This window comes from Salinicoccus carnicancri Crm (genome assembly GCF_000330705.1).
GTDB lineage: Bacteria > Bacillota > Bacilli > Staphylococcales > Salinicoccaceae > Salinicoccus > Salinicoccus carnicancri.
Genome location: NZ_ANAM01000010.1, coordinates 159,063 through 179,122, shown reverse-complemented (window position 1 = coordinate 179,122; position 20,060 = coordinate 159,063). Strand labels below are relative to the sequence as shown.

The window sequence follows — 20,060 nt, the reverse complement described above, 5'->3', positions numbered from 1 at the left end:
ATGATCAGAGTGATGAAAAGGACGGGAATCCTGATTTGTGCAGGCTTACCGTCCTTTTTGCGGTTTTTGAGCTTCTTGTATTGTCGATTCAGGAACGATGATAGGAGAAGGCGTTCTCCTGTTTTCGAATCAAAAACGATGATGAGAGCGGTGGTGTCTCATATTAACGATTCAGGAACGATGATAGGAGAGCGCTGCCCGGCCAAACCAATCATCTTTCCGGCTGTAATTCCGGCGAATCTCCGACGACAGAGTCTGCCTCAGCCACTGACGTATCCACCTTCTCTGTCTCCTCCGCCTTTGCCTCCTGATACATTTCTTTCGACATGTGTATCAGTTTTTTATTGAAGAAGATCATGGCGATTGAAATGACCGCGGCTGATGTGACCAGGTTGATCGCCCAGTATATTTCAAGATCGTAGAGATAACCGTAAACGATTGCCCCGAGCGGCATGATGCTCATTGAAAACAGTGAGATGGTCGAAAATACTCTGCCTTTTATGTGCTGTGGGATGACGAGCTGCATGAAGACGCCGAGCGGCACATTGATGAACTGGAAGGTGAGTGTGAATCCGATGCCGATGAGCCCGATCAGCAGCATGTTGGGCAGCATGCCAAGCCCGAGATGAAGCGGTGCCAGATATGCGATACAGAGGGCGGCCATGGCGAAGAACCCGCCTTTCATGGTCATGAAAGGATTATCGAACTGTTTAATCCTGGCGACGGTGATGCCGCCGATCAGCACGCCGAGACCAGCAATGGCATTTACAACACCGACGGTCTCAGGAGGAAATCCCAGCTCAAAGATCATCATCTTTTCGGGGAATATCGACACGATGCCGGTGGTGAAATTGACGAGTGCCCCAATGATCAGCAGCGACCGGAATACCTCGCTTTTGAATATGTATCTGAAACCTGCACTGATGTCCTTTTTGAACCCGGTTCCTTCATGAAAATTCTCTTCGTAAACCTCTTCCTTGTAGTACAAATCGAAGCGCAGCAGAAAATCGAGTGCAGTCGACAGCAGGAATCCGATGAAGAATATCAGGATGATGTGGTTGAATGACAGCAGGCCGAATAAAATTCCTCCGAGTATCGGACCGAGTATAACAGTTGATGACAGGATGGCCGAAGTGTACCCCATCACTTTCTGCACCCTGTCTTTATGGAACAGTTCCGTTATCGAAGTCTGGAAAGAGTTGGACACGAACGGTTCAATCAGTGAATTCAGGAAGGTCACGATGTAGATTGCGGCGAGATTGATCTCGAAGAATAACGTATAGATGAACAGCCCGAGAATCACAAGCGTGTTCAAAGCCTCTCCTGTGATGATGATCTTTCTTTTATTGCCGAGGTCACTGAGAAGGCCGGAAAAAGGGAGCAGGGCGACAGTGACAACCAGTGAAATTGCCATGTTGATTGAAAAATAGAGTGCGGACCCTGTTTCATACATGATGTAATAGCTTACCGAAAACAGATAGATGTAGCTGCCCACGCTGAGAATGAAGCGGCTTAAAGCATAGACGGCAAAATTCAGCCGCTCATGAAATGGTATCCCTTTATCTGAAATCATATTAACCTCCCTCTGATGTTTAATATTATTAAACAAAGTGTAATAAGAAAAACATTGATTGTCAAGATATAGTTTAATATAATTAAACTTGCAGATTGGAGATGAAGACATGGCACTGGGCGAACGAATCAGAAATTTAAGGAAATCCAAAAATATGACGCTGGCGGACCTCGCCGGAGATGAGATTACAAAGGGCATGATGAGCCTGATTGAAAACGGCAGATCAAAACCTTCAATGGAGACTTTGCAGTATATTGCGGGGACGCTTGATGTGTCGGTCAGTCATCTGATGCAGGAAGGGGATGATGAGTGGACTGAATCCGTTCTGGAATATGAAGGGTTTACGGACACTTTCAATTTCCCTTACGCATTCATAGAAGAGGAAGTATTGACGAATCTGGATAAAGTGGCACAGAATAGCAGAGGGATGGAGGTCTATAATATACTCCGGGTGTATTACCGTATGAAAGGAAAACATGAAATCGCCGATGAATATACAGCGAAGATAAATGAATTCTATAAAAGTGTAGGCATGGAACATCTGGCAGTGAGAAATAAACTGGATGATGCGGTGTCTTTCATGTACAGCCGGGATTACCAGGAAGCGTATTCCAGAATGTTTGATATTGAAGCGGATGTGCTGGAGTTCAAGGCATATGACTCAAGGATCGAACTGGATCATCTGTATCATAAAAGTATTCTGGCCGCCAGTGTGGACAGGGAAGCACATGTGAGGGTTGGGAATGAGGCAATCAATCTCTCCTATGAGCTGGAAAACTTCAAATATTTTGATTCACTCAATATAATACTGGGGATTTATTATCAGTATACAGGTGACGTGGAAAATTCGGAAACATGTCAGGAGAACCTCAGAAAATATCTTGCTTTCAATACAAAAAAAGCGGATTGGATTGATTTTGTGGATCCGGAAAATCCGATAATGTATTACCGGGTCTTAACAGATGACAGCAATGCAAGGGCAGCACTTTATGAATCATACCTTGCAAGGGTCGATTCATTCTTGGAAGGACATACTGTGAAGAATGCTTCTGCAAAATACTACAGGAATATATTTGAATTGGAACTTACTTATTTCCAAGGGAAGTATAAGGAAGTAGTGGATGGATATCGTGACGATATGCATATCAGACCTCTCGCCCAGCACCCGATTGACCGTATCATCATGGCTGTGCGTTCATCCATCTATCCCCTGAGCCTTCATCAATTGGGCAGGACGGAGGATGCCCGGGCAGAGTTCGGGAAAATAGAGGAAACCATTGAAGATATCAGTGACAGTGTGTTTACGAAAGAGTTCTATATGATAAAGGATATTATTTTTGGGGAATGATAACGATTCAGATATACGGTTTGAAATCGTATAGCCGCAAGTAATAAAAAGCTTCAGACAGTCTTGTCTGAAGCTTTTTTAAATATATTGATTCAGGCTGTCTTGCGCTCCTGGCGGCGGTCGTTTAAGGATCTGAATGTGCCTTTGTCCATGGCCAATCTGATGAAGCGGTCGAGGCCGAGGCTGCCTGCTTTATAGCCTGCAGCAAGGATGGCGGCACCGATCAGGATGTAGAGCGGGTTGACGGATACTGTGCCCGCGAACAGGAATGAGAAGTTCATGAGCAGTCCGAAGAATGCTGCATAGGCTGTGAAGCCGCCGACGATGAGGGCAAGTCCGACCAGAAGTTCACCCCAGGGAATCATCACGTTTATCGCAGGTCTCATGGACAGGAAGACATTTTCAACAAGGAATGTGTACCATGGATAAACCGGATTGCCGTCCGGACCGACGACCGGATTCTGTACAGCATTCTGTAAGAATCCTGAGGCGTCGAAGCCTCCCCCCATAACTTTCCCAAGTCCACTTGTAAACCAGCCGATACCGAGGTAGACTCTCAGGAATAACAGTACGTACTCACTCATTTTGTGCTCCAGCAACTTTTTGATCATCTTGTTTTCTCCTTTCGTTTTTCCGTTCTGTTCTTTGACCTCATTATATGTGAAATAAATCACGAAATCAATGTTATTTGTGAAAAAAATCTCAATATCTGTGTCGAAATCATGAACACCATTCATGCAATAAAAAAACAGCCTCCGCATCGAAGTCGGAAACTGTCTCTTGGGTAAAACATATGCTATTTCTGGTAACGCATCCTGCTGAAAGCATCGTGCTGGTGGATGCTTTCCTCATTGCGGCATTCGAGTTCGAACCCTTTCACCCAGTCGAGTTCGACGAGGTCATAGGCAATGAGGCGGATGAGGTCTTCCACGAAGCGCGGATTTTCGTAAGCGCGCTCTGTAACCATCTTCTCATCCGTACGTTTCAGGATGGGGTAGAGCTGTGAAGAGGCATTGATTTCGAGCACTTCATACAGCTGTTCCCTGTGATCGTCCGGCAGTTCTTTCTCCGGATCAACATCGAGCAGCACTTTTACATAGCCGCGCTGGTTGTGTGCACTGTATTCACTGATACCTTTTGAACACGGGCAGAGTGTCGTAACCATGGCTGTCATGCCGAGCTGCTTGCGGGTGGTGCCGGATTCGCCGATTTCCAGCGAGTATTTTACATCGGCATGCGCCATGCCGGAAAGCTGGGTATGCGGACTCTGTTTCGCAAAATACCATTTACCGTCTGCTGTAACTTCTGCGGATTCCTGATCCATGCGGTCGCGCAGTGTGCCGAGCACGGTCTCAAGTGTTCCGAAGTCGAGCCTGACGCCGCCGTCATTCTGGGTTTCGAGGGATTCCAGGATTCGGCTCATGTTGATGCCTTTTTCGTTCTTCCTCAGGCTTGTAGCAAGTTCAAAATTGCCGATGGACTGGAAGTCCCCGATCACTACAGGGTAGCTGAGATTATTTATCCCCACTGAATCCACTTCGAATAAAAAGTCTTTTTTCGAGCTTTGGAGGTCCACCATGAGCTCTTTCTCCATTGGCTTGGTTCCTTCGATGGGGTCGACGGAACCGAAATGTTTAAAGCGTCCTTCTCGTGTCGTAAGGTCCAGTTCTTCCATGCTTCTACTCCTTAATCTATATCATAACTGTAGAATGTTTCATATTTCATCCACATGTCACGGGCGTCCTGCCCTTCCTGCGTATCAGCAGCAAGAGACTTGAGCAGGGGGCCGGTCTGTGATGCATGGGCTGCCATGATCTTCTCTTTACGCTCCTGGTAGCCATCTATATCTATAATGATATCGGGTTCTCCGAGATCATTCAATGTGTTATTGCTGAAAGCCACAAGCTGGAGCGCCGGACGGGTACCCTCCGGCATTTCTTTTACTGCTTCAATGACAGCCTCAGCCGTCGCTTCATGATCGGGGTGGACAGAATAGCCCGGATAGAATGTGATGATCCTGGATGGTTCCAGTTCGTCAATCAGGTCCTTCATCACACCTGTCAGGTGCCCCGGCTCTTCAAATTCCAGTGTCTTGTCCCGGTAGCCGAGCAGGCGCAGGTCAGTCACACCGATCAGGCGGGCGCTTTCCTCGACTTCCCTTTTGCGGATCGAGTGCAGTGACTCCCTTGTGGCGAACGGAGGGTAGCCCAGGTTGCGTCCCATATCGCCGAAGGTCAGGCACGCGTACGTTACGGGGACGCCCATATCCACATACTGGCTCATCGTTCCGCTGACACCGAACGCTTCATCGTCCGGGTGTGGAAATACGACGAGAACTTGTCTTTCCTTTTCCATCACGCTTCCTCCTATTTAAAGAATTCCCGGGTTGAAATTTCAAGTGCACTGGCGAGTTTGCCGTCATAATTGAAGCCGTGCATGATGAATTCATCATTGTCGTTCACTTCAAAGTGGGTGAGACCGAGGACATAGATCCATCCCCCATTGTCCAGCTTGAGCCCGACGCGGAATTCACCGTTGTCACCGCCGCGGATTGCGCCCTGGCTGAAGACGACCTGCACGTTCCTCATGAACATCCCGGCGTTGAACACCCTCTCGTCCATATGCGAGGCATACATGCCGCTCGTCACTTCAACGTGGACGTACACTTTCTCATCCTGATACCGGTTCAATAAAGTCTGTACTTCTTCGCGATTGATCTTTTCCATAAATGCTGACGCTCCTTAAAATGATCCATAGAAAAGAGATAGGCAAGCTATCTCTTCCTGTTCTATATCGTTTCGTCCTGCACATCGATCTTTTCTACTGTGTTCGCAGCACCATGGCGGACAACACCGACATGGTCGTTCATCTTCCAGCCGTTCTTGATGGCTGAGGTGACGAAGCCTTTCGCATTCTGGATCGCTTCAAGGGGCGCCTGGCCGTTTGCCAGGTTCGCCGTGATGGCTGCTGCAAACGTACAGCCGGCACCATGGTTGTAGGAAGCATCGATCTTGTCGCTCGTCAGCATGTGGAACGTGTCACCGTCGTAGTAGACATCGACCGCCTTTTCCCCCTCGATTTCCGAACCGCCCTTGATGATGACGTGCTTTGCACCTTTTTCGTGGATGACTTCTGCACATTTCTTTGCAGCATCAAGCGTCTTCGGCGTCTTATATCCGGCAAGCTGCCCGGCTTCGAACAGGTTTGGAGTGATTACCGTTGCATGGGGCAGGAGGTGTTCGGCCATCGCGTCCACGAGCCCCGGGTTCAACACTTCGTCGTCACCTTTGCAGACCATGACCGGGTCGATGACAAAATGCTCTGCATTGCTGTTCAGGAATGCATTCTTGCTGCGTTCGATGACCTCCTCAGAAGGGAGCATCCCTGTTTTGATGACGTCAGGTGAGATCGACAGGGCCGTCTCAAGCTGCGCATCGACAACATCAAGAGGGATCGGATTCACACCGTGGGACCAGGTTTCAGGATCCATGGTCACAATGGTGGTAAGGGCTGTCATGCCGTATGTTTCATGTTCCTGGAAAGTTTTCAGATCTGCCGCGATACCGGCACCGCCGCTGGTATCCGAACCGGCAATCGTAAGGGTTTTTTTAAGTGCCATAGGAAATGTCCTCCAATATGATTAATAATAATATTCTACTATAATAAACGCCGTATTTCTAGAGACATGCCTGATGTAATGGTATAATCGAACTTTAGACAGAGGTGATATCCAATGGAATGGAAAGATGTCTTCAGATCGATAAAAGAAGCCCACGATTTCAGCGGGCTGGAAGCGGAACTGGAAGAAAGGTATGCAAGTGGAAAAGTGTTTCCGCCCCGCGAACAGATATATACAGCTTTCGAACTGACGCCGTTTGAGAATGTGCGTGTCGTGATTCTCGGACAGGACCCCTATCACGGTGAACGCCAGTCACACGGCCTCGCCTTTTCCGTGAACGAGGACGTGAAGATTCCGCCGTCATTAAGGAATATCTACAAGGAGCTTGAGAGCGATCTTGGCATCGTCCGCGAAGACGGCAGTCTGAAGGACTGGGCGAGAGAGGGCGTCCTGTTGCTCAATACTGTGCTGACGGTGGAGGCAGGTGAGGCCCACTCCCACAGGGAACTCGGCTGGCAGCCGTTTACCGACGGCATCATCAGGCACGTTTCGGATGCACTGGAAAACGTTGTCTTCATCCTCTGGGGGAAACCTGCCCAGCAGAAGGAAAGGCTGATCGATACGGACAGGCATCTTGTCATCAAATCGGTGCATCCGAGCCCCCTGTCTGCCTCCCGCGGCTTTTTCGGCACGGAGCCGTTCAGCCGGACGAACGATTATCTGGTGGAGCACGGGCGTGAACCGGTCGACTGGAGTGAGAAGAAATGAAGCAGCAGATCATAGCGGAACTGAAGCAGGAACTTCACCGTATGGAGGTATCCAGCCAGCCGCATGAATTCGACAAGCATCTGTATGCCATGGAGCGGCTGATCGGCCTTCTGAAGCAGGACGACAATGCAGCTGTCCCGCCTGTGGCGCCCGCCCCCCGGAAGGGCAGCAGCATGAGCGCGGATGACAGGGAAATGCTCCGCATGATGGGCGGGAGCACAGAAGAGCGCAGGGACAGCCCGGGACGGTCAGAACAGGTTCCGGCGGAAACGCTCGATACGGATGACGGATTCGGTAACGGGGACTCGCTTTTTGATTTTTAACAAATTTGTATCAAAGGAGAAGACGGAATGAAGTTATTCATAATATTCGGTGTAGTGAACGCACTGATTTCTGTTGCGCTCGGTGCTTTCGGCGCACACGGCCTCGAGGGCAGGATCAGCGAACACTATATGGGCGTATGGGAAAAAGCGGTGCAGTATCAGATGTACCATGCACTCGGTCTGCTGGCAGTCGGCATACTGATGCAGATCACCAATGCACCGCTGCTTGGTGCCTCCGGCTGGCTGATGCTGCTCGGCATCATATTCTTCAGCGGGTCGCTGTATATCCTCGCGGTCAGCGGTATTTCCATACTCGGGGCCATCACCCCGATCGGCGGCGTGCTGTTCCTCGCCGGCTGGATATGCCTGATCATCGGCATCGTGAAAATCTGAGCCAGATGGTGGTGTGATTATTTCGAAAAATGATGGTTTGAAACACTATCTGACGATATTCCTGCTGATCATGGCTGTCTTTCTGGCAGTGAAGGGGATTGTCAATCTGGTCACGACACAGACAATCAGCATCGGTGAGATACTGGCGATGCTCGGCCTGCTCCTGATGCTGGCAGTGTATATGAAAAACAGGCTGAAGAAGAAAAAAGCGCAGAAGGAAAGAAAATGATATATATTGGAACCCCGCTCCGGCGGGGTTTTTTAATTCTCCGTAAAAATTCAGGATGCGGGGTTTACAATTTCCACTACAGTGGTATATACTTATATACATAACTATATAACTAGGTGAGAGGGCGTGATGATTTGAGTGGACAGCTGAATGACCGCAAACCGATTTTTGAGCAGATCAAAGACTGGATCAGCGACCAGATCATTAGCGGCACATTAAGGGCGGATGACAGGGTCCCTTCAACCAATGAGATTGTACAGTTCTATAAAGTCAATCATCTGACGGTGGCCAAAGGTGTCAATCAGCTGGTGGACCAGGGCGTAATCTACAAAAAGAGGGGGGTCGGCATGTTTGTAGCACCGGATGCAAAGGAGCGGCTCATTAGCGAGAGGAAGCAGAGTTTCAAGGAGGAATACTTGAAACCGATGTTGGACGAAGCGCGCAAGCTTGGACTGACCGATCAGGAGATCGGTCAGCTTATAACCGAAATGAAAGGAAGTGATGCAGATGAATAGTGTGCTGAAACTTGAAAACGTGTCCCTTGATATCAAAAAGGATGGTATTTTGGAGAATATTTCCGTTGAGATGGAAGCAGGGAAAGTATACGGTCTCATCGGCCGCAACGGGGCAGGCAAGACGTCGATACTGTCGCTGGTTGCATCGTTCAGGAAACCGACAAAAGGGGCTCTGACCATCGACGGTGTGGACCCGTATGAAAATGAAAAACTGATGCCGAAAGTCGATTTCCTGTACGAAGTGGACTACTCGGATGAGTACGATACTGCCGGCAAGATGCTGCAGACGGCAAAAAGGTACAAAGAAGGTTTCGACATGGAATATGCGCTGGAAGTGATGGAAGGGTTCGGCGCGCCGGTGGACAAGGCGCTCCATAAGATGTCGAAAGGCCAGCAGGCGGCGGTCAATGCTGCAATCGGCCTGGCATCAAATTCGCCTGTAACGATATTCGATGAAGTGACAAACGGCATGGACGCACCATCCAGGGAATATTTCTATAAACAGGTGCTCGCAGCTAAGGAGAAAAGTCAGAGGATATTCATCCTGTCGACACATATCGTTTCCGAGATGGACTACCTGTTTGATGAAGTGATCATCGTGCATCACGGCAGAGTGAAACTGCAGGAACCGCTCGATGTGCTGCTCGAACGCGGTTTCAGGGTGAGCGGGCCGGAGGAGAAGGTCGCGCAATTCACAACAGGGAAGGAACTGCTGTCGACAGAACGCCTGGGGCCGATCCGTTCCGACATGGTGCTGGGCAGGTTGAGTGAAGCGGAACTTCAGGAGATTGACAGGCTGTATCTTGATATAAGCACAGTGAAGCTGCAGGACCTTTTCATCAGGCTCACAGAAGACAAGGAGGGTGTGGAATGAGTGGAAAGTCAGGCCTTGCAACAATGGATTATTCGAAGGAATTCGGCAAATGGAGCATGTGGTATATACCGATATTCGCCCTGGTCTACATCATTTTGAATGTATTCATAAGGGAATCGGAACTGAACGATATGTCATTCTTTGCCATGGCCCTGTCGGCTAACAGGGTATATATGCTGGTGCTCGGGATACTGGCGGTATACACGTTCCTGGAGTGGTCGCTGAGCCTCGGGCTGACGCGGAAGGACTTCTTCCGGGCAATGGTGTCCGCCGGGGTCATCGTCACTTTATTGGTCACGGCAGCCACGGCGGCCATATCATTCGTGTTCGGTCTCATGCCGTGGTTCGGCACGGGTATTCCGGAAGTGTCGGGAGGTATGGAAACAATCGTGCATGTGGGTGGATACATGCTGTCGACATTGCTCTACTTCCTCGGCGGCTTTCTGATCAGCGTGGGATTCTACCGTGGATTCGTCCCGGGAATGGGCACGGTGGTACTTAATATCATCCTGTTCATGGCAACGGATGTGATGTGGTCGAGGGAAGGCGCTGCCGGCATTCCGGCCATCGATTCCCTGGATCTCATGAGCGGCATGAACATGGGCGCGGCAGCGGTGATGACCCTTGCTGTTCTCGCCATCGTATGTGCTGTTCTTTATTATACGATCAGGGACATCCCCCTCAAAATCAAATAGGCATGAAAAAGCCCGGTCCACTGGACCGGGCTTTTTATATCATTTACGTCCGCCTTTATTGCGGTTTCTTATTTTTCTGATCAAAAAAGGCAGTGCCATGTATATGATTCTTCTGATCAATCGGCCCATCGTGATTCCTCCCGCTTTGGTTTTGTTTACTTATAACCGAATCTGGAAGGCTTAAAACCACCGGGATTACTGGAAGAAAGCCGGAAGTTCTTCAGCCGGCAGGTGGACACCTACGAAGAAGTCCCCGAACTCGCCGTAGCGTGCGGATACTTCGTCGAATCTCATCTCATAGATCAGCTTCTTGAACTGGATCATGTCATCCGAGAATAAAGTGACTCCCCACTCATATTCATCCAGACCGACGGAGCCTGTGATGAACTGTTTGACCTTGCCTGCATAGCCGCGGCCGATCATGCCGTGTGAATACATGAGTTCACGGCGCTTTTCCATATCGAGCATGTACCAGTTATCATTACCTTCGCGGCGTTTGTCCATCGGATAGAAGCAGATGTAGCGTGATTTCGGCACTTCAGGATAGAGGCGCTTTCTCACATGTTCGTTCTGGTATGGATCTTCATCGGAATCTTTGGCAAGATAGTTGCTGAGTTCGATGACGGAAACGTATGAATAGGATGGAATCAGGAAATCGCTGATGGCGAGTTTGTTGAATTCCAGCTCCAGTGTATTGAGTTCGTCAATCGTCGGACGGAGCATCCAGAGAATCAGGTCAGCTTTCTGGCCGGTGATATTGTAGAAAGAGTAGCTGCCTTCTTTTTTCTGATGCACTTCTTCCTGACGTTCCAGGAAACTTTGAAGTTCTGTGACCATCTTGTCCACTTCTCCTGATTCGAGAAGGCGGAGTGATGGCCAGTCTACGTTATAAAGAAGGTGAAGGCTGTACCAGCCATCCAGTGTTTGTGCTGCTTCATTCATTCAAAATCTCTCCTTTTATATTGTCACATCCAATTCTACTACTAAAGAAAACGTTTTAAAAGCGGATGGGGATGAAATAATGTGACGAAAAGAGTATAATATGGCATGTGTACAGGCTAACCAAGGAGGATATTATGAGTAACTTTTTAAACAATCTCAAATCTAACCTGGAAGGTAAAAATGTAAAAATCGTTTTCCCTGAAGGTACAGACCCAAGAATTTTGACGGCAGCTGTCGAACTCGCGGCAACAACATATGTGGATCCGATTGTACTCGGTGACAAAGAGGCGGTCGAGGGGCTGGCAAAGACAGAAAACCTGGATATCAGCGCTCTTGAGCTGATCGACCCTAAAGTTTGTGAATATAAAGGGGAACTTGCAGAATCGTTCGTCGAACGCCGTAAGGGCAAAGTCACGCACGAGCAGGCGGATGATATTTTGAATGATGTCAACTATTTCGGTACGATGCTGGTCTATACCGGCCATGCTGCCGGTCTCGTTTCCGGAGCGGTTCATTCTACACCGGACACGGTACGCCCTGCGCTCCAGATCATCAAGACAAAACCGGGTGTCTCCCGCACGAGCGGCGTGTTCTTCATGCTCCGTGAAGACGAGCTCTACGTGATGGGGGATTGCGCAATCAATCCTGAGCTCAACGCGGAAGAACTGGCGGAAGTCGCAGTGGAGACGGCAAAGACGGCGGAAAGCTTCAGCATGGACCCGCGTGTGGCATTGCTCAGCTTCTCCACAAGAGGCTCTGCCAAAACAGAAGAGACGGAAAAAGTGAAACTCGCAGCACAATATGCCAAAGAAAAACTGCCGGACACGCCGATTGATGGTGAACTTCAGTTTGACGCGGCGTTCGTTCCAAGTGTCGCCGAGAAGAAAGCGCCGGGTTCTGAACTGGAAGGCCGTGCGAACGTCTTCGTATTCCCTTCCCTCGAAGCGGGCAACATCGGCTACAAGATTGCACAGCGCCTCGGCGGTTTTGAAGCATACGGCCCGATCCTTCAGGGTCTGAATCAGCCGGTGAACGACCTCTCCCGCGGCTGTTCCAAAGACGAAGTGTTCAACCTCGCACTCTTCACGGCAACACAGGCTCTCACCCAGAACAATGGATAACCTGTTCGGCGGAGCCTGGCAGTATGTGCCGATTGAAGCGGCAAGCCATCCGTACCAGTCCTTTGCAATCGATGATCTGCTGCAGGAAATGGTGTCGGCGGACGGCATTCCGAAAATGCGTGCATGGGTCCATGACCCGTACGTCATTCTCGGACTGCATGATGCACGGCTGCCCTATCTGGAGGACGGACTGAAGTTCCTTGAAGATTCAGGATATGATTATATACTGCGGAACAGCGGCGGCCTGGGCGTAGTGCTGGATGACGGGGTGCTGAACATCTCCCTCATCCTGCCGAAATCCGCCGCACCACAGATTGATGACGGCTATGAACTGATGCTCGGGATGGTGCGGGCAGCGTTTCCCGATGCCCCGGTTGAGGCTTATGAAATCGTGAACAGCTACTGCCCCGGCAGTTACGACCTCAGCATCGGCGGCCGGAAATTCGCCGGCATCTCCCAGCGGAGGATCCGCCAGGGCATCGCAGTCCAGATCTATCTGTGTGTGAACGGCAGCGGCAGTCTCCGCGCTGAGATCATGCGTGACTTCTACCGACTGAGCAAGGCGGGGGACATTACACGTTTCACCTATCCCGATGTGCACCCCGAAGACATGGCCTCCTTGAATGAGCTGCTCGATGAAAGCTTCAGGGTGGAGGACGTCCTCCACAGGATGAAAGGCGTCATCGAAAGTTCCGGCGGCACATTGGGAGATCTGCCGCGACTCACGGGCGAACAGCAGGAAAGATATGACGGATTTCTGAAACGCATGAAACAGCGGAATGAAAAAATCAGGGCGGAAAAAGACGGTTAGATCTTCCCCGGGCTGTAATCATATTGGTGATGGACCGGCTTCCCCGGGGGAAGCCGGTTTTTATTGTGGGGGCGGGTGTCGTCGCATCAGTGATATTTTCCGATGAGGTACGCTGTGGAGCACTGTCCCTTATTCTCGGTCCGTGATCGACGACAAGAGAACGGCCTTGCTTATTACCGAAGTTGAATCGGTGATAAGAGAAACGTCTCTCTTATCATTGATCCGAAAACATTAATAGGAGACCTGCCCCCTCCTATCTTCGATCCGTGATCGACGACAAGAGAACGGCCTTGCTTATTACCGAAGTTGAATCGGTGATAAGAGAAGCGCCTCTCTTATCATTGATCCGAAAACATTAATAGGAGACCTGCCCCCTCCTATCTTCGATCCGTGATCGACGACAAGAGAACGGCCTGCCTTATCTTCAATCCGAAATCGATGATAAGCGCGACACTCTCCTAGTGCCCAGTCCCGTATCCGCAACCGCTGTCCTCCAGGGTTTAACCTCCTTTTCTGCGGGAATATGAACAAGAAAAAGGGGCTGGAATGATATGGCTGATGAAAGAAAAGATAGAATGACGACTGAAGAGGAGGAACGGGAGCTGTCCCGCCGCAAAAAGGATGGGGAAAACGGTCCGTATGGTGAAGTGAAGGAAGACGTGCCGCCGGACAGTCCGCCGGACGATGAACAGAAGAATGAGCTGGAGCGAGAAAGGGACGTCCAGAAGCAGAAGGTCAGGAAGGAAGATCTCTACAGTGACAAGGATAAATGATCTCCCCCCTTTACAGCAGGGGGATGAACCGGTTGCCTAATCTTTTGGCAACCGGTATTTATATGATATTATAGCAGTATGCAGGAGGGCAGCGGAATGATGATAAGTGAATACGGCAACAAGCAACTGACAGAAGAAAAAGTTTTCAAAGATCCAGTGCACCGGTATATTCATGTCCGTGATCAGGTAATCTGGGATTTGATAAAGACGAAGGAGTTCCAGAGGCTGAGGCGCATCAAGCAGCTCGGTACGCTGTATCTCGCCTTCCATTCCGCGGAGCACTCAAGGTTCAACCATTCCCTCGGCGTGTACGAAATCGTCCGCCGCATGGTCGTTAACTTCCAGGAGTTTGATGAATGGGACAATGACGACCGTCTGCTGGCACTCTGTGCGGCACTGCTCCATGACCTTGGGCACGGCCCGTTTTCCCACTGTTTCGAAACGATCTTCGATACGGACCACGAGGAGTTCACCCGCAAGATCATACTCGGCAACACGGAAGTGAATGCCGTACTGAAGAAGGTGAGCATCGATTTCCCTCTGGAAGTCGCGCGGGTGATCGACAAGACGCATGAAAACAAGCTGGTCATCAGCATGATTTCCTCCCAAATAGATGCGGACCGCATGGACTATCTCCAGCGGGATTCGTACTATACGGGTGTCAGCTACGGTAATTTCGACATGGAGCGCATACTCCGTGTGATGCGCCCGGCAAAGGATGAGGTGATCATCAAGGACAGCGGCATGCATGCAGTCGAGGACTACCTGATGAGCCGCTACCAGATGTATTGGCAGATTTATTTCCATCCTGTCTCAAGGGGCGGGGAGGTGCTCTTGAACCTGGCCCTGCGCCGCGCGAAATACCTCCATGAAGAGGGTTACGTATTCAAGCAGGCGCCGAAATATTTCATTCCGTTCTTCGACGGGACTCTCACGGTCCATGACTATTTGCGGCTCGATGAAATGGTAGTCAACTTCTACCTCCAGGAGTGGATACATGAAGATGACGAAGTGCTCTCCGACTTGTCGCACCGTTTCGTGAACAGGGACCTGTTCAAGTACCTGCCGTTCGACGGTTCGATCATCACGATCACAGAAATCGAAGAGCTGTTCAGAAAGGGCGGGGTGGATCCCGAGTATTATTTCTTCAGCGATTCCTATTCGGATCTGCCGTATGATTACGACCGGCCGGGATCAAAGAGCAACCGCTGGCCGATCCATCTTCAGAAGAGAAACGGCGAACTGAAGGAGATCAGCAGCCAGTCAGCGATCATACACAGCATTACAGGCATGCACCGCATGGATTCGAAACTTTATTATCCGAAAGAGAAAATACTTCAGATTGAAGACCCCGAGGTGAAGGGGCAGATCATCAATCTGCTGAATGAATTGGCATAGGAGCATGATAATATGGCAAATGAATCTGAAAATAAAAAACCGGGGTTTCAGTTCAACATCATAAAAGATGATCCGCTGACCGGCCACAAGGGTCAGAACATCGGGTCCATCAGCCTGGAGAATATCGCCCCTGTCTATATAGATATCGATACGCAGGAGACCTTCATCGACATGGCCGGCCTTCACGCCCGCGCCGAAGTTGAAAAGCGTGTGAAATGGGTGGCGGACAAGTCGGAAGTCGAAGGGGACGGCCAGAAGGAATACTGGATTGTCTGGGTGGCTGTGGAACGCAAGGATATCGGGCCGGTATATGCGGGTGTCGCAGCATGCTACCAGATGGTCAATAAAGAGCGTCGCCGCGGATATAAGATGATGCATGAGCATGTCAATATGCTGGACCGGGCGATGAAGAGCAAGATTGACGTCGGCATGATGGATGATGCAAGCAAAAGTTCACTGAAAAAGTTCCTCCAGAATCATAATATGGAAATATGGGAGAATTCGGGAGAATTGAAAAGAATATTGGAAAATCACTAATTGTGACGTTATTGTGTCAAAGTCATAAAAACATTGCAGATTTTTACATTGAAATATAGAATTGTATATAGTTATGCATCTGTATAACTAGGACACTGTGGGCAGGAGGAATCCTGTCCACTTTTTTTGTACGGCAATTGCTGAAAAGCGCCGTCTATAAATGTTTGGACTTTCTGATTATGTTATAATTTAGCTTACTTGAAGGTGATCATATGGATAGGAAACATTCACAATTCAAACTGCGGCAGACAGTGGAGATGAACGGCGAGACGAAGCGGTTCCGGCAGGATCTTGACGTCGAGTTGATCGAACAGAGGGACAAATATTACCGGTACACGGAAAAGCTCGATGGACATGAGGTGGCTGTCGTGCTCCGCGCAGGCGACGGATTCGTCAAAATCCAGCGGCGCGGCGTGATCAATATGAATTTTCATTTTGAAGAAGGCCGTACGACGGAGACTTTTTATGAATCCCCGGCAGGGAAGCACCTTTTCCGCATCTATACGAGCCGGCTGGATGTGGGGGATAATCTGGTTGATATCAAATACGAGCTGATCGAGAGCGGAGCAGTCATAGGGAAATATCATTACAAATTAGAGAAAGTGGGATAGATGATGGATCTGAAACAGCATTTGAAAACTTCAATTGAAAAAGCAGTCGAAAAATCCGGCCTTGTTGAAGAGGTGCCGCCGGTCAAAGTGGAAGTGCCGAAGGATAAGGCGAACGGGGATTTTTCCACAAACATTGCCATGGTACTCACAAAACAGGCGAAGCGTAATCCGCGTGAAATTGCCCAGTCGGTAATCGACAACCTTGATAAAGGCGGAGCACAGGTGAAATCCGTCGATATCGCCGGCCCCGGCTTCATAAACTTCAAAATGGAGGAGGCGTCTCTCACAGGTGTCATCGCCAAAGTCCTGGAGGAAAAAGAGCGGTTCGGCAGCACTGTACGTGAGAATGCGGAAAAGGTCCTGATTGAGTTCGTGAGTGCGAACCCGACCGGCGACCTCCATATCGGTCATGCACGCAATGCAAGTGTCGGTGATACGCTCTCAAATGTGATGGCGTTTGCCGGGTATGACGTCGAACGCGAATATTACATCAATGATGCCGGAAACCAGATCCACAATCTCGCACTGTCCATCGAGGCGCGCTACCTGGAGGCGCTCGGACAGGAACTCGACATGCCGGAGGACGGATACAACGGGAGAGACATAAAAGTGATCGCGGAGAAGCTTGCCAAGGAGTCACCGGAATATGCAGATCAGCCGCATGAAATGCGTGTGGCAAAGTTCCGCCAGCTTGGCGTGGATTATGAAATGGAGAAACTCCGCCAGGACCTCTCCGATTTCAATGTCCATTTTGACAACTGGTTCAGTGAAACCTCTCTCTATGAAAAAGGGGAGGTAGAAGAAGCGCTCGGCAAGATGACGGACAACGGGTATACGTTCGAGGAGGATGGCGCCCTGTGGCTCAGAACGACGGAGTTCGGCGACGACAAGGACCGCGTGCTCCGCAAGAGCGACGGCACCTACACATACCTCATGCCGGATATCGCCTATCATTATGACAAGGTGGAACGCGGCTTTGACAGGCTCATCAACCTTTTCGGGGCGGATCACCATGGTTACATCAAGCGTCTGAAAGGATCGCTCGGGGCGCTCGGCGAAGACCCGGAAACTTTGGAAATCCAGATCATGCAGATGGTGCGCCTGATTGAAAACGGCGAGGAAGTGAAGATGTCGAAGCGTACAGGCAAGGCGATCACGCTCCGCGACATCATCGAAATGATCGGTGTGGATGCGAGCCGCTACTTCCTCGCGATGAGAAGTCCGGATACACATTTTGATTTTGACCTTGAACTTGCGAAATCGGAATCCAGTGACAACCCTGTCTATTATGCACAGTATGCACATGCCCGTATCTGCTCGATACTGCGCCAGGCGAAAGAGAGTGGGTATGATGTGGACAAGGATGCCAACGTCGATGTGATCGTTAACGGACAGGCGCTGGAACTGCTCAAGAAACTCGGGGGATTCCCGGGTGTGGTACAGGGGGCAGCGGACAGTCGCGCCACAAACCGCATACCGAACTATATACAGGAGCTTGCCGGACTGTTCCATAAGTTTTACAATGCAGACAAAGTGCTCACTGACGACAAGGAGAAGACACTCGCCTATCTGGCGATGATCGAGGCAGTGAGGCAGACTCTGGAGAATGCGCTCGGTCTGATCGGTGTGAGTGCACCGGAAAGGATGTAGCGCCCAATCCCCCGCCTGTTGCGGGGGATTATTTTTAAAAGGGGAGTGGTAATGAATGGACCGTATGAAGGGAATGCTGGTGTTCGCCGCTTTTCTCCTGATGGCTGCCTGCAGCCCTGCGGAGGAAGGGGAAGGGACCCGCATCGTATCGCTCATGCCGAGCAACACGGAAATCATTGCTGAACTGGGGCTTGAGGACGAACTTGTCGGTGTGACGACTGAAGATGACTATCCGGAATCAGTGGCGGACGACGGGGACCTTCCGAGGCTTGATACATTCGAACTCGATGAAGAGCAGCTCATCGGCCTCGAGCCTACACATATCGTCGCCCATGAAGCTTCGGCCGGCATGCATCGGGAGCTGCTGGACCGTGTGTCGGAAACGACGGGGGCGGAAGTGATGACGGTGGAGGAAGCCCGCGATATCGAGGGGATCTATGAGTCCATCAGACAGATCGGATCGTTCTTCAGTGTGGAGAAGGATGCCGAGGGTGTGATCAGCGGCATCGCCCGGGACCTCGGTGATCTCAAGGGGCAGTACAGCGCCGAAGAGACCCGTGCGGCGTTCATCCATATTTCCGATCAGCCTGAAATATATACAGCCGGGGGCGGGACGTTCATGGATGATGCCCTCTCCTGGATCAATGTGGGGAATGTGTTTGATGATATGGAGGGCTACCCGGCTGTGAGCGCTGAAGATATAGTGGAGAGGAATCCGGATGTGCTTGTTTCTGTAATGGGACTCGATGATGATGCACTCGGGCGCTCCGTCAGCGATACCCCGGGGCTGCAGGGTATGGCCATCAGCGATCCCGAGAACCAATGCAACATCAATCCTGACCTGCTGACCCGTCCCGCTCCGAGAATTGCGGAAGGACTCAGGCAGGCGGCCGAGTGCGTGTATGAATAAGCACATCATCATCCTCGTGGCTGTCATCCTCATGACAGCCACGGCCAGTGTTTTTGCGGGATCCGCCTCCCTCGAAGCGCTGGATGATGACCAGCTCATGAGCATCGTCTTCGGCATCAGAGTGCCCCGCATACTTTTCGCATTCGTCCTCGGTGCCGCCCTTGCCATGAGCGGCGCAGTCTTCCAGATTGTTCTGAGAAACCCGATGGCGGACAGTTTCACACTGGGCATGGCGAACGGTGCGGTGCTTGGCAGCGCACTCGTTGTCGTCCTTGCGCTTCCCCTGTATCTGCAGCCGGTGATGAGCATCATGTGCGGAATCACCGGCATGCTTATCGTCCTGGGCGCCGCCCGCAGGATAGATGCCGGATACCGGCCTGAAACACTGATCATCACGGGTGTGCTGCTCGGTGCGATGCTCTCCGGCATACTGTATATACTTGTACTCATCCAGCCCGATAAGACGGAGTCCATCGCCAGGTACATGTTCGGATCGATGGCCGGTGCAACATATGGAGATGCCCTGGTGACCGCTGTACTTGCAGCAGTATCCGGAGGCATAGTCCATAAATACGGCAGGCAGCTGGACCTGCTCAATCTCGGGGATGCACGGGCATTCAGCCTCGGTGTGAATACTGCACGGCTGCGGGTCCTGCTACTGGCCGCAGCGTCCATTCCGCCGCTCGTGGCAATCAGTTTCAGCGGCATCATTGCACTTGTGGGAATCATCGTCCCGCAGATGATCCTCTATTTCAAACCACTGCTGTTCAGACCCCTCCTGATCCTGTCCTGTCTCTACGGCGGACTCTATGTCCTGTTCATCGACACGATCGGTCGCACGATTATGGCGCCTGTGCAAATACCGACGGGGGTCATGGTGATGATTTCGGCAGTGCCGCTTTTCATTTTCCTGATGCAGAAACGGGTATTGACCCATAGACAGTAGTGCTTAAGGCGGGAAAATTGGATA

24 protein-coding genes are annotated in these 20,060 nt (G+C 50.6%); 17 read left to right on the top strand and 7 right to left on the bottom strand.

All coding sequences use genetic code 11. From position 1 onward, the window contains the following. Window positions 1–211: 211 nt before the first annotated feature. Window positions 212–1,573 (bottom strand): MFS transporter, encoded by a 1,362-nt coding sequence (locus C792_RS0113320; protein ID WP_017549957.1) that lies wholly within the window; start codon window positions 1,571–1,573, stop codon window positions 212–214. A gap of 109 nt (window positions 1,574–1,682) precedes the next feature. Here C792_RS0113320 and C792_RS0113315 point away from each other — a divergent pair, with 109 nt between their 5' ends. Beyond that, a complete protein-coding gene (locus tag C792_RS0113315; RefSeq protein WP_017549956.1) occupies window positions 1,683–2,921 on the top strand; it encodes a helix-turn-helix domain-containing protein in 1,239 nt (412 codons plus the stop codon). Between the two features lie 92 nt (window positions 2,922–3,013). Here the strand turns inward: C792_RS0113315 and C792_RS0113310 are convergent, their stop codons facing one another. From C792_RS0113310 to thiD, 5 genes are all read right to left on the bottom strand, one after another. Beyond that, the gene (locus tag C792_RS0113310; RefSeq protein ID WP_040608948.1) at window positions 3,014–3,532 is read right to left on the bottom strand and encodes a DoxX family protein; all 519 of its coding nucleotides are present in this window, start codon (window positions 3,530–3,532) and stop codon (window positions 3,014–3,016) included. Window positions 3,533–3,717: 185 nt separating this feature from the next. Beyond that, window positions 3,718–4,596 carry a GTP cyclohydrolase FolE2 gene (gene folE2 / locus C792_RS0113305; RefSeq protein WP_017549954.1) on the bottom strand — a complete coding sequence of 293 codons (879 nt, stop codon included), beginning with the start codon at window positions 4,594–4,596 and terminating at the stop codon, window positions 3,718–3,720. An 11-nt stretch (window positions 4,597–4,607) separates the two neighbouring features. Beyond that, the gene (bshB2, locus tag C792_RS0113300; protein WP_017549953.1) at window positions 4,608–5,276 is read right to left on the bottom strand and encodes a bacillithiol biosynthesis deacetylase BshB2; all 669 of its coding nucleotides are present in this window, start codon (window positions 5,274–5,276) and stop codon (window positions 4,608–4,610) included. Between the two features lie 11 nt (window positions 5,277–5,287). Then, complete coding sequence (locus C792_RS0113295) at window positions 5,288–5,647, bottom strand: DUF1806 family protein (protein WP_017549952.1); 360 nt, start codon at window positions 5,645–5,647, stop codon at window positions 5,288–5,290. Between the two features lie 62 nt (window positions 5,648–5,709). Continuing rightward, window positions 5,710–6,540: a bifunctional hydroxymethylpyrimidine kinase/phosphomethylpyrimidine kinase gene (thiD, locus tag C792_RS0113290; protein WP_017549951.1), complete on the bottom strand. Its 831-nt coding sequence runs from the start codon at window positions 6,538–6,540 to the stop codon at window positions 5,710–5,712. 114 nt (window positions 6,541–6,654) lie between these two features. On the opposite strand from thiD, the gene C792_RS0113285 reads away from it, so the two are divergent. From C792_RS0113285 to C792_RS0113255, 7 genes are all read left to right on the top strand, one after another. Beyond that, window positions 6,655–7,308 carry a uracil-DNA glycosylase gene (locus tag C792_RS0113285; protein WP_017549950.1) on the top strand — a complete coding sequence of 218 codons (654 nt, stop codon included), beginning with the start codon at window positions 6,655–6,657 and terminating at the stop codon, window positions 7,306–7,308. Then, window positions 7,305–7,631, top strand: coding sequence for a DUF5327 family protein (locus tag C792_RS0113280; RefSeq protein WP_017549949.1), 327 nt, complete (start codon window positions 7,305–7,307; stop codon window positions 7,629–7,631). The genes C792_RS0113285 and C792_RS0113280 overlap by 4 nt, the downstream gene beginning before the upstream one ends. 27 nt (window positions 7,632–7,658) lie before the next feature. Then, window positions 7,659–8,024 carry a DUF423 domain-containing protein gene (locus C792_RS0113275; RefSeq protein WP_017549948.1) on the top strand — a complete coding sequence of 122 codons (366 nt, stop codon included), beginning with the start codon at window positions 7,659–7,661 and terminating at the stop codon, window positions 8,022–8,024. 13 nt (window positions 8,025–8,037) lie between these two features. Next, window positions 8,038–8,253: a hypothetical protein gene (locus tag C792_RS0113270; protein ID WP_017549947.1), complete on the top strand. Its 216-nt coding sequence runs from the start codon at window positions 8,038–8,040 to the stop codon at window positions 8,251–8,253. Window positions 8,254–8,387: 134 nt separating this feature from the next. Further along, window positions 8,388–8,768, top strand: a complete 381-nt coding sequence (locus C792_RS0113265; protein WP_017549946.1) for a GntR family transcriptional regulator — start codon at window positions 8,388–8,390, stop codon at window positions 8,766–8,768. Further along, entirely contained in the window at window positions 8,761–9,642 is an 882-nt protein-coding gene (locus tag C792_RS0113260) for an ATP-binding cassette domain-containing protein (RefSeq protein WP_017549945.1), read from the top strand. The genes C792_RS0113265 and C792_RS0113260 overlap by 8 nt, the downstream gene beginning before the upstream one ends. Then, window positions 9,639–10,337 carry a hypothetical protein gene (locus tag C792_RS0113255; RefSeq protein ID WP_017549944.1) on the top strand — a complete coding sequence of 233 codons (699 nt, stop codon included), beginning with the start codon at window positions 9,639–9,641 and terminating at the stop codon, window positions 10,335–10,337. The genes C792_RS0113260 and C792_RS0113255 overlap by 4 nt, the downstream gene beginning before the upstream one ends. 195 nt (window positions 10,338–10,532) lie before the next feature. Here the strand turns inward: C792_RS0113255 and hemQ are convergent, their stop codons facing one another. After that, a complete protein-coding gene (hemQ, locus tag C792_RS0113245) occupies window positions 10,533–11,279 on the bottom strand; it encodes a hydrogen peroxide-dependent heme synthase (protein ID WP_017549942.1) in 747 nt (248 codons plus the stop codon). A gap of 134 nt (window positions 11,280–11,413) precedes the next feature. Here hemQ and pta point away from each other — a divergent pair, with 134 nt between their 5' ends. The 9 genes from pta (at window position 11,414) to C792_RS0113200 (ending at window position 20,036) form a co-directional block, all read left to right on the top strand. Further along, window positions 11,414–12,400: a phosphate acetyltransferase gene (gene pta / locus C792_RS0113240; protein ID WP_017549941.1), complete on the top strand. Its 987-nt coding sequence runs from the start codon at window positions 11,414–11,416 to the stop codon at window positions 12,398–12,400. Further along, window positions 12,393–13,211, top strand: coding sequence for a lipoate--protein ligase family protein (locus C792_RS0113235; protein WP_017549940.1), 819 nt, complete (start codon window positions 12,393–12,395; stop codon window positions 13,209–13,211). Before pta ends, C792_RS0113235 begins: the two co-directional genes overlap by 8 nt. A 551-nt stretch (window positions 13,212–13,762) precedes the next feature. Beyond that, window positions 13,763–13,984, top strand: a complete 222-nt coding sequence (locus tag C792_RS0113230) for a hypothetical protein (protein ID WP_017549939.1) — start codon at window positions 13,763–13,765, stop codon at window positions 13,982–13,984. Between the two features lie 96 nt (window positions 13,985–14,080). Then, complete coding sequence (locus tag C792_RS0113225; protein WP_017549938.1) at window positions 14,081–15,382, top strand: HD domain-containing protein; 1,302 nt, start codon at window positions 14,081–14,083, stop codon at window positions 15,380–15,382. Window positions 15,383–15,394: 12 nt separating this feature from the next. Next, on the top strand, window positions 15,395–15,919 hold the full coding sequence (locus tag C792_RS0113220; protein ID WP_017549937.1) for a YwhD family protein: 525 nt from the start codon (window positions 15,395–15,397) through the stop codon (window positions 15,917–15,919). A 212-nt stretch (window positions 15,920–16,131) separates the two neighbouring features. Next, a complete protein-coding gene (locus C792_RS0113215) occupies window positions 16,132–16,530 on the top strand; it encodes a YwiB family protein (RefSeq protein ID WP_017549936.1) in 399 nt (132 codons plus the stop codon). Then, window positions 16,531–18,180, top strand: a complete 1,650-nt coding sequence (gene argS, locus C792_RS0113210) for an arginine--tRNA ligase (RefSeq protein WP_017549935.1) — start codon at window positions 16,531–16,533, stop codon at window positions 18,178–18,180. Between the two features lie 55 nt (window positions 18,181–18,235). After that, window positions 18,236–19,090, top strand: coding sequence for an ABC transporter substrate-binding protein (locus C792_RS0113205; protein WP_017549934.1), 855 nt, complete (start codon window positions 18,236–18,238; stop codon window positions 19,088–19,090). Then, a complete protein-coding gene (locus C792_RS0113200; protein ID WP_017549933.1) occupies window positions 19,083–20,036 on the top strand; it encodes a FecCD family ABC transporter permease in 954 nt (317 codons plus the stop codon). Before C792_RS0113205 ends, C792_RS0113200 begins: the two co-directional genes overlap by 8 nt. The last annotated feature ends 24 nt before the right edge of the window (window positions 20,037–20,060 follow it).

Excerpts from the sequence above, each read along its gene's own strand:
- C792_RS0113220 (WP_017549937.1), top strand. The coding sequence starts at position 15,395 with ATGGCAAATGAATCTGAAAATAAAAAACCGGGGTTTCAGTTCAACATC.
- argS (WP_017549935.1), top strand. The coding sequence starts at position 16,531 with ATGATGGATCTGAAACAGCATTTGAAAACTTCAATTGAAAAAGCAGTC.
- C792_RS0113205 (WP_017549934.1), top strand. The coding sequence starts at position 18,236 with ATGGACCGTATGAAGGGAATGCTGGTGTTCGCCGCTTTTCTCCTGATG.
- C792_RS0113215 (WP_017549936.1), top strand. The coding sequence starts at position 16,132 with ATGGATAGGAAACATTCACAATTCAAACTGCGGCAGACAGTGGAGATG.
- C792_RS0113320 (WP_017549957.1), bottom strand. The coding sequence starts at position 1,573 with ATGATTTCAGATAAAGGGATACCATTTCATGAGCGGCTGAATTTTGCC.
- C792_RS0113310 (WP_040608948.1), bottom strand. The coding sequence starts at position 3,532 with ATGATCAAAAAGTTGCTGGAGCACAAAATGAGTGAGTACGTACTGTTA.
- C792_RS0113280 (WP_017549949.1), top strand. The coding sequence starts at position 7,305 with ATGAAGCAGCAGATCATAGCGGAACTGAAGCAGGAACTTCACCGTATG.
- C792_RS0113260 (WP_017549945.1), top strand. The coding sequence starts at position 8,761 with ATGAATAGTGTGCTGAAACTTGAAAACGTGTCCCTTGATATCAAAAAG.
- C792_RS0113230 (WP_017549939.1), top strand. The coding sequence starts at position 13,763 with ATGGCTGATGAAAGAAAAGATAGAATGACGACTGAAGAGGAGGAACGG.
- hemQ (WP_017549942.1), bottom strand. The coding sequence starts at position 11,279 with ATGAATGAAGCAGCACAAACACTGGATGGCTGGTACAGCCTTCACCTT.
- thiD (WP_017549951.1), bottom strand. The coding sequence starts at position 6,540 with ATGGCACTTAAAAAAACCCTTACGATTGCCGGTTCGGATACCAGCGGC.
- C792_RS0113285 (WP_017549950.1), top strand. The coding sequence starts at position 6,655 with ATGGAATGGAAAGATGTCTTCAGATCGATAAAAGAAGCCCACGATTTC.
- pta (WP_017549941.1), top strand. The coding sequence starts at position 11,414 with ATGAGTAACTTTTTAAACAATCTCAAATCTAACCTGGAAGGTAAAAAT.
- folE2 (WP_017549954.1), bottom strand. The coding sequence starts at position 4,596 with ATGGAAGAACTGGACCTTACGACACGAGAAGGACGCTTTAAACATTTC.
- C792_RS0113295 (WP_017549952.1), bottom strand. The coding sequence starts at position 5,647 with ATGGAAAAGATCAATCGCGAAGAAGTACAGACTTTATTGAACCGGTAT.
- C792_RS0113225 (WP_017549938.1), top strand. The coding sequence starts at position 14,081 with ATGATGATAAGTGAATACGGCAACAAGCAACTGACAGAAGAAAAAGTT.
- C792_RS0113200 (WP_017549933.1), top strand. The coding sequence starts at position 19,083 with ATGAATAAGCACATCATCATCCTCGTGGCTGTCATCCTCATGACAGCC.
- C792_RS0113315 (WP_017549956.1), top strand. The coding sequence starts at position 1,683 with ATGGCACTGGGCGAACGAATCAGAAATTTAAGGAAATCCAAAAATATG.
- bshB2 (WP_017549953.1), bottom strand. The coding sequence starts at position 5,276 with ATGGAAAAGGAAAGACAAGTTCTCGTCGTATTTCCACACCCGGACGAT.
- C792_RS0113275 (WP_017549948.1), top strand. The coding sequence starts at position 7,659 with ATGAAGTTATTCATAATATTCGGTGTAGTGAACGCACTGATTTCTGTT.
- C792_RS0113235 (WP_017549940.1), top strand. The coding sequence starts at position 12,393 with ATGGATAACCTGTTCGGCGGAGCCTGGCAGTATGTGCCGATTGAAGCG.
- C792_RS0113255 (WP_017549944.1), top strand. The coding sequence starts at position 9,639 with ATGAGTGGAAAGTCAGGCCTTGCAACAATGGATTATTCGAAGGAATTC.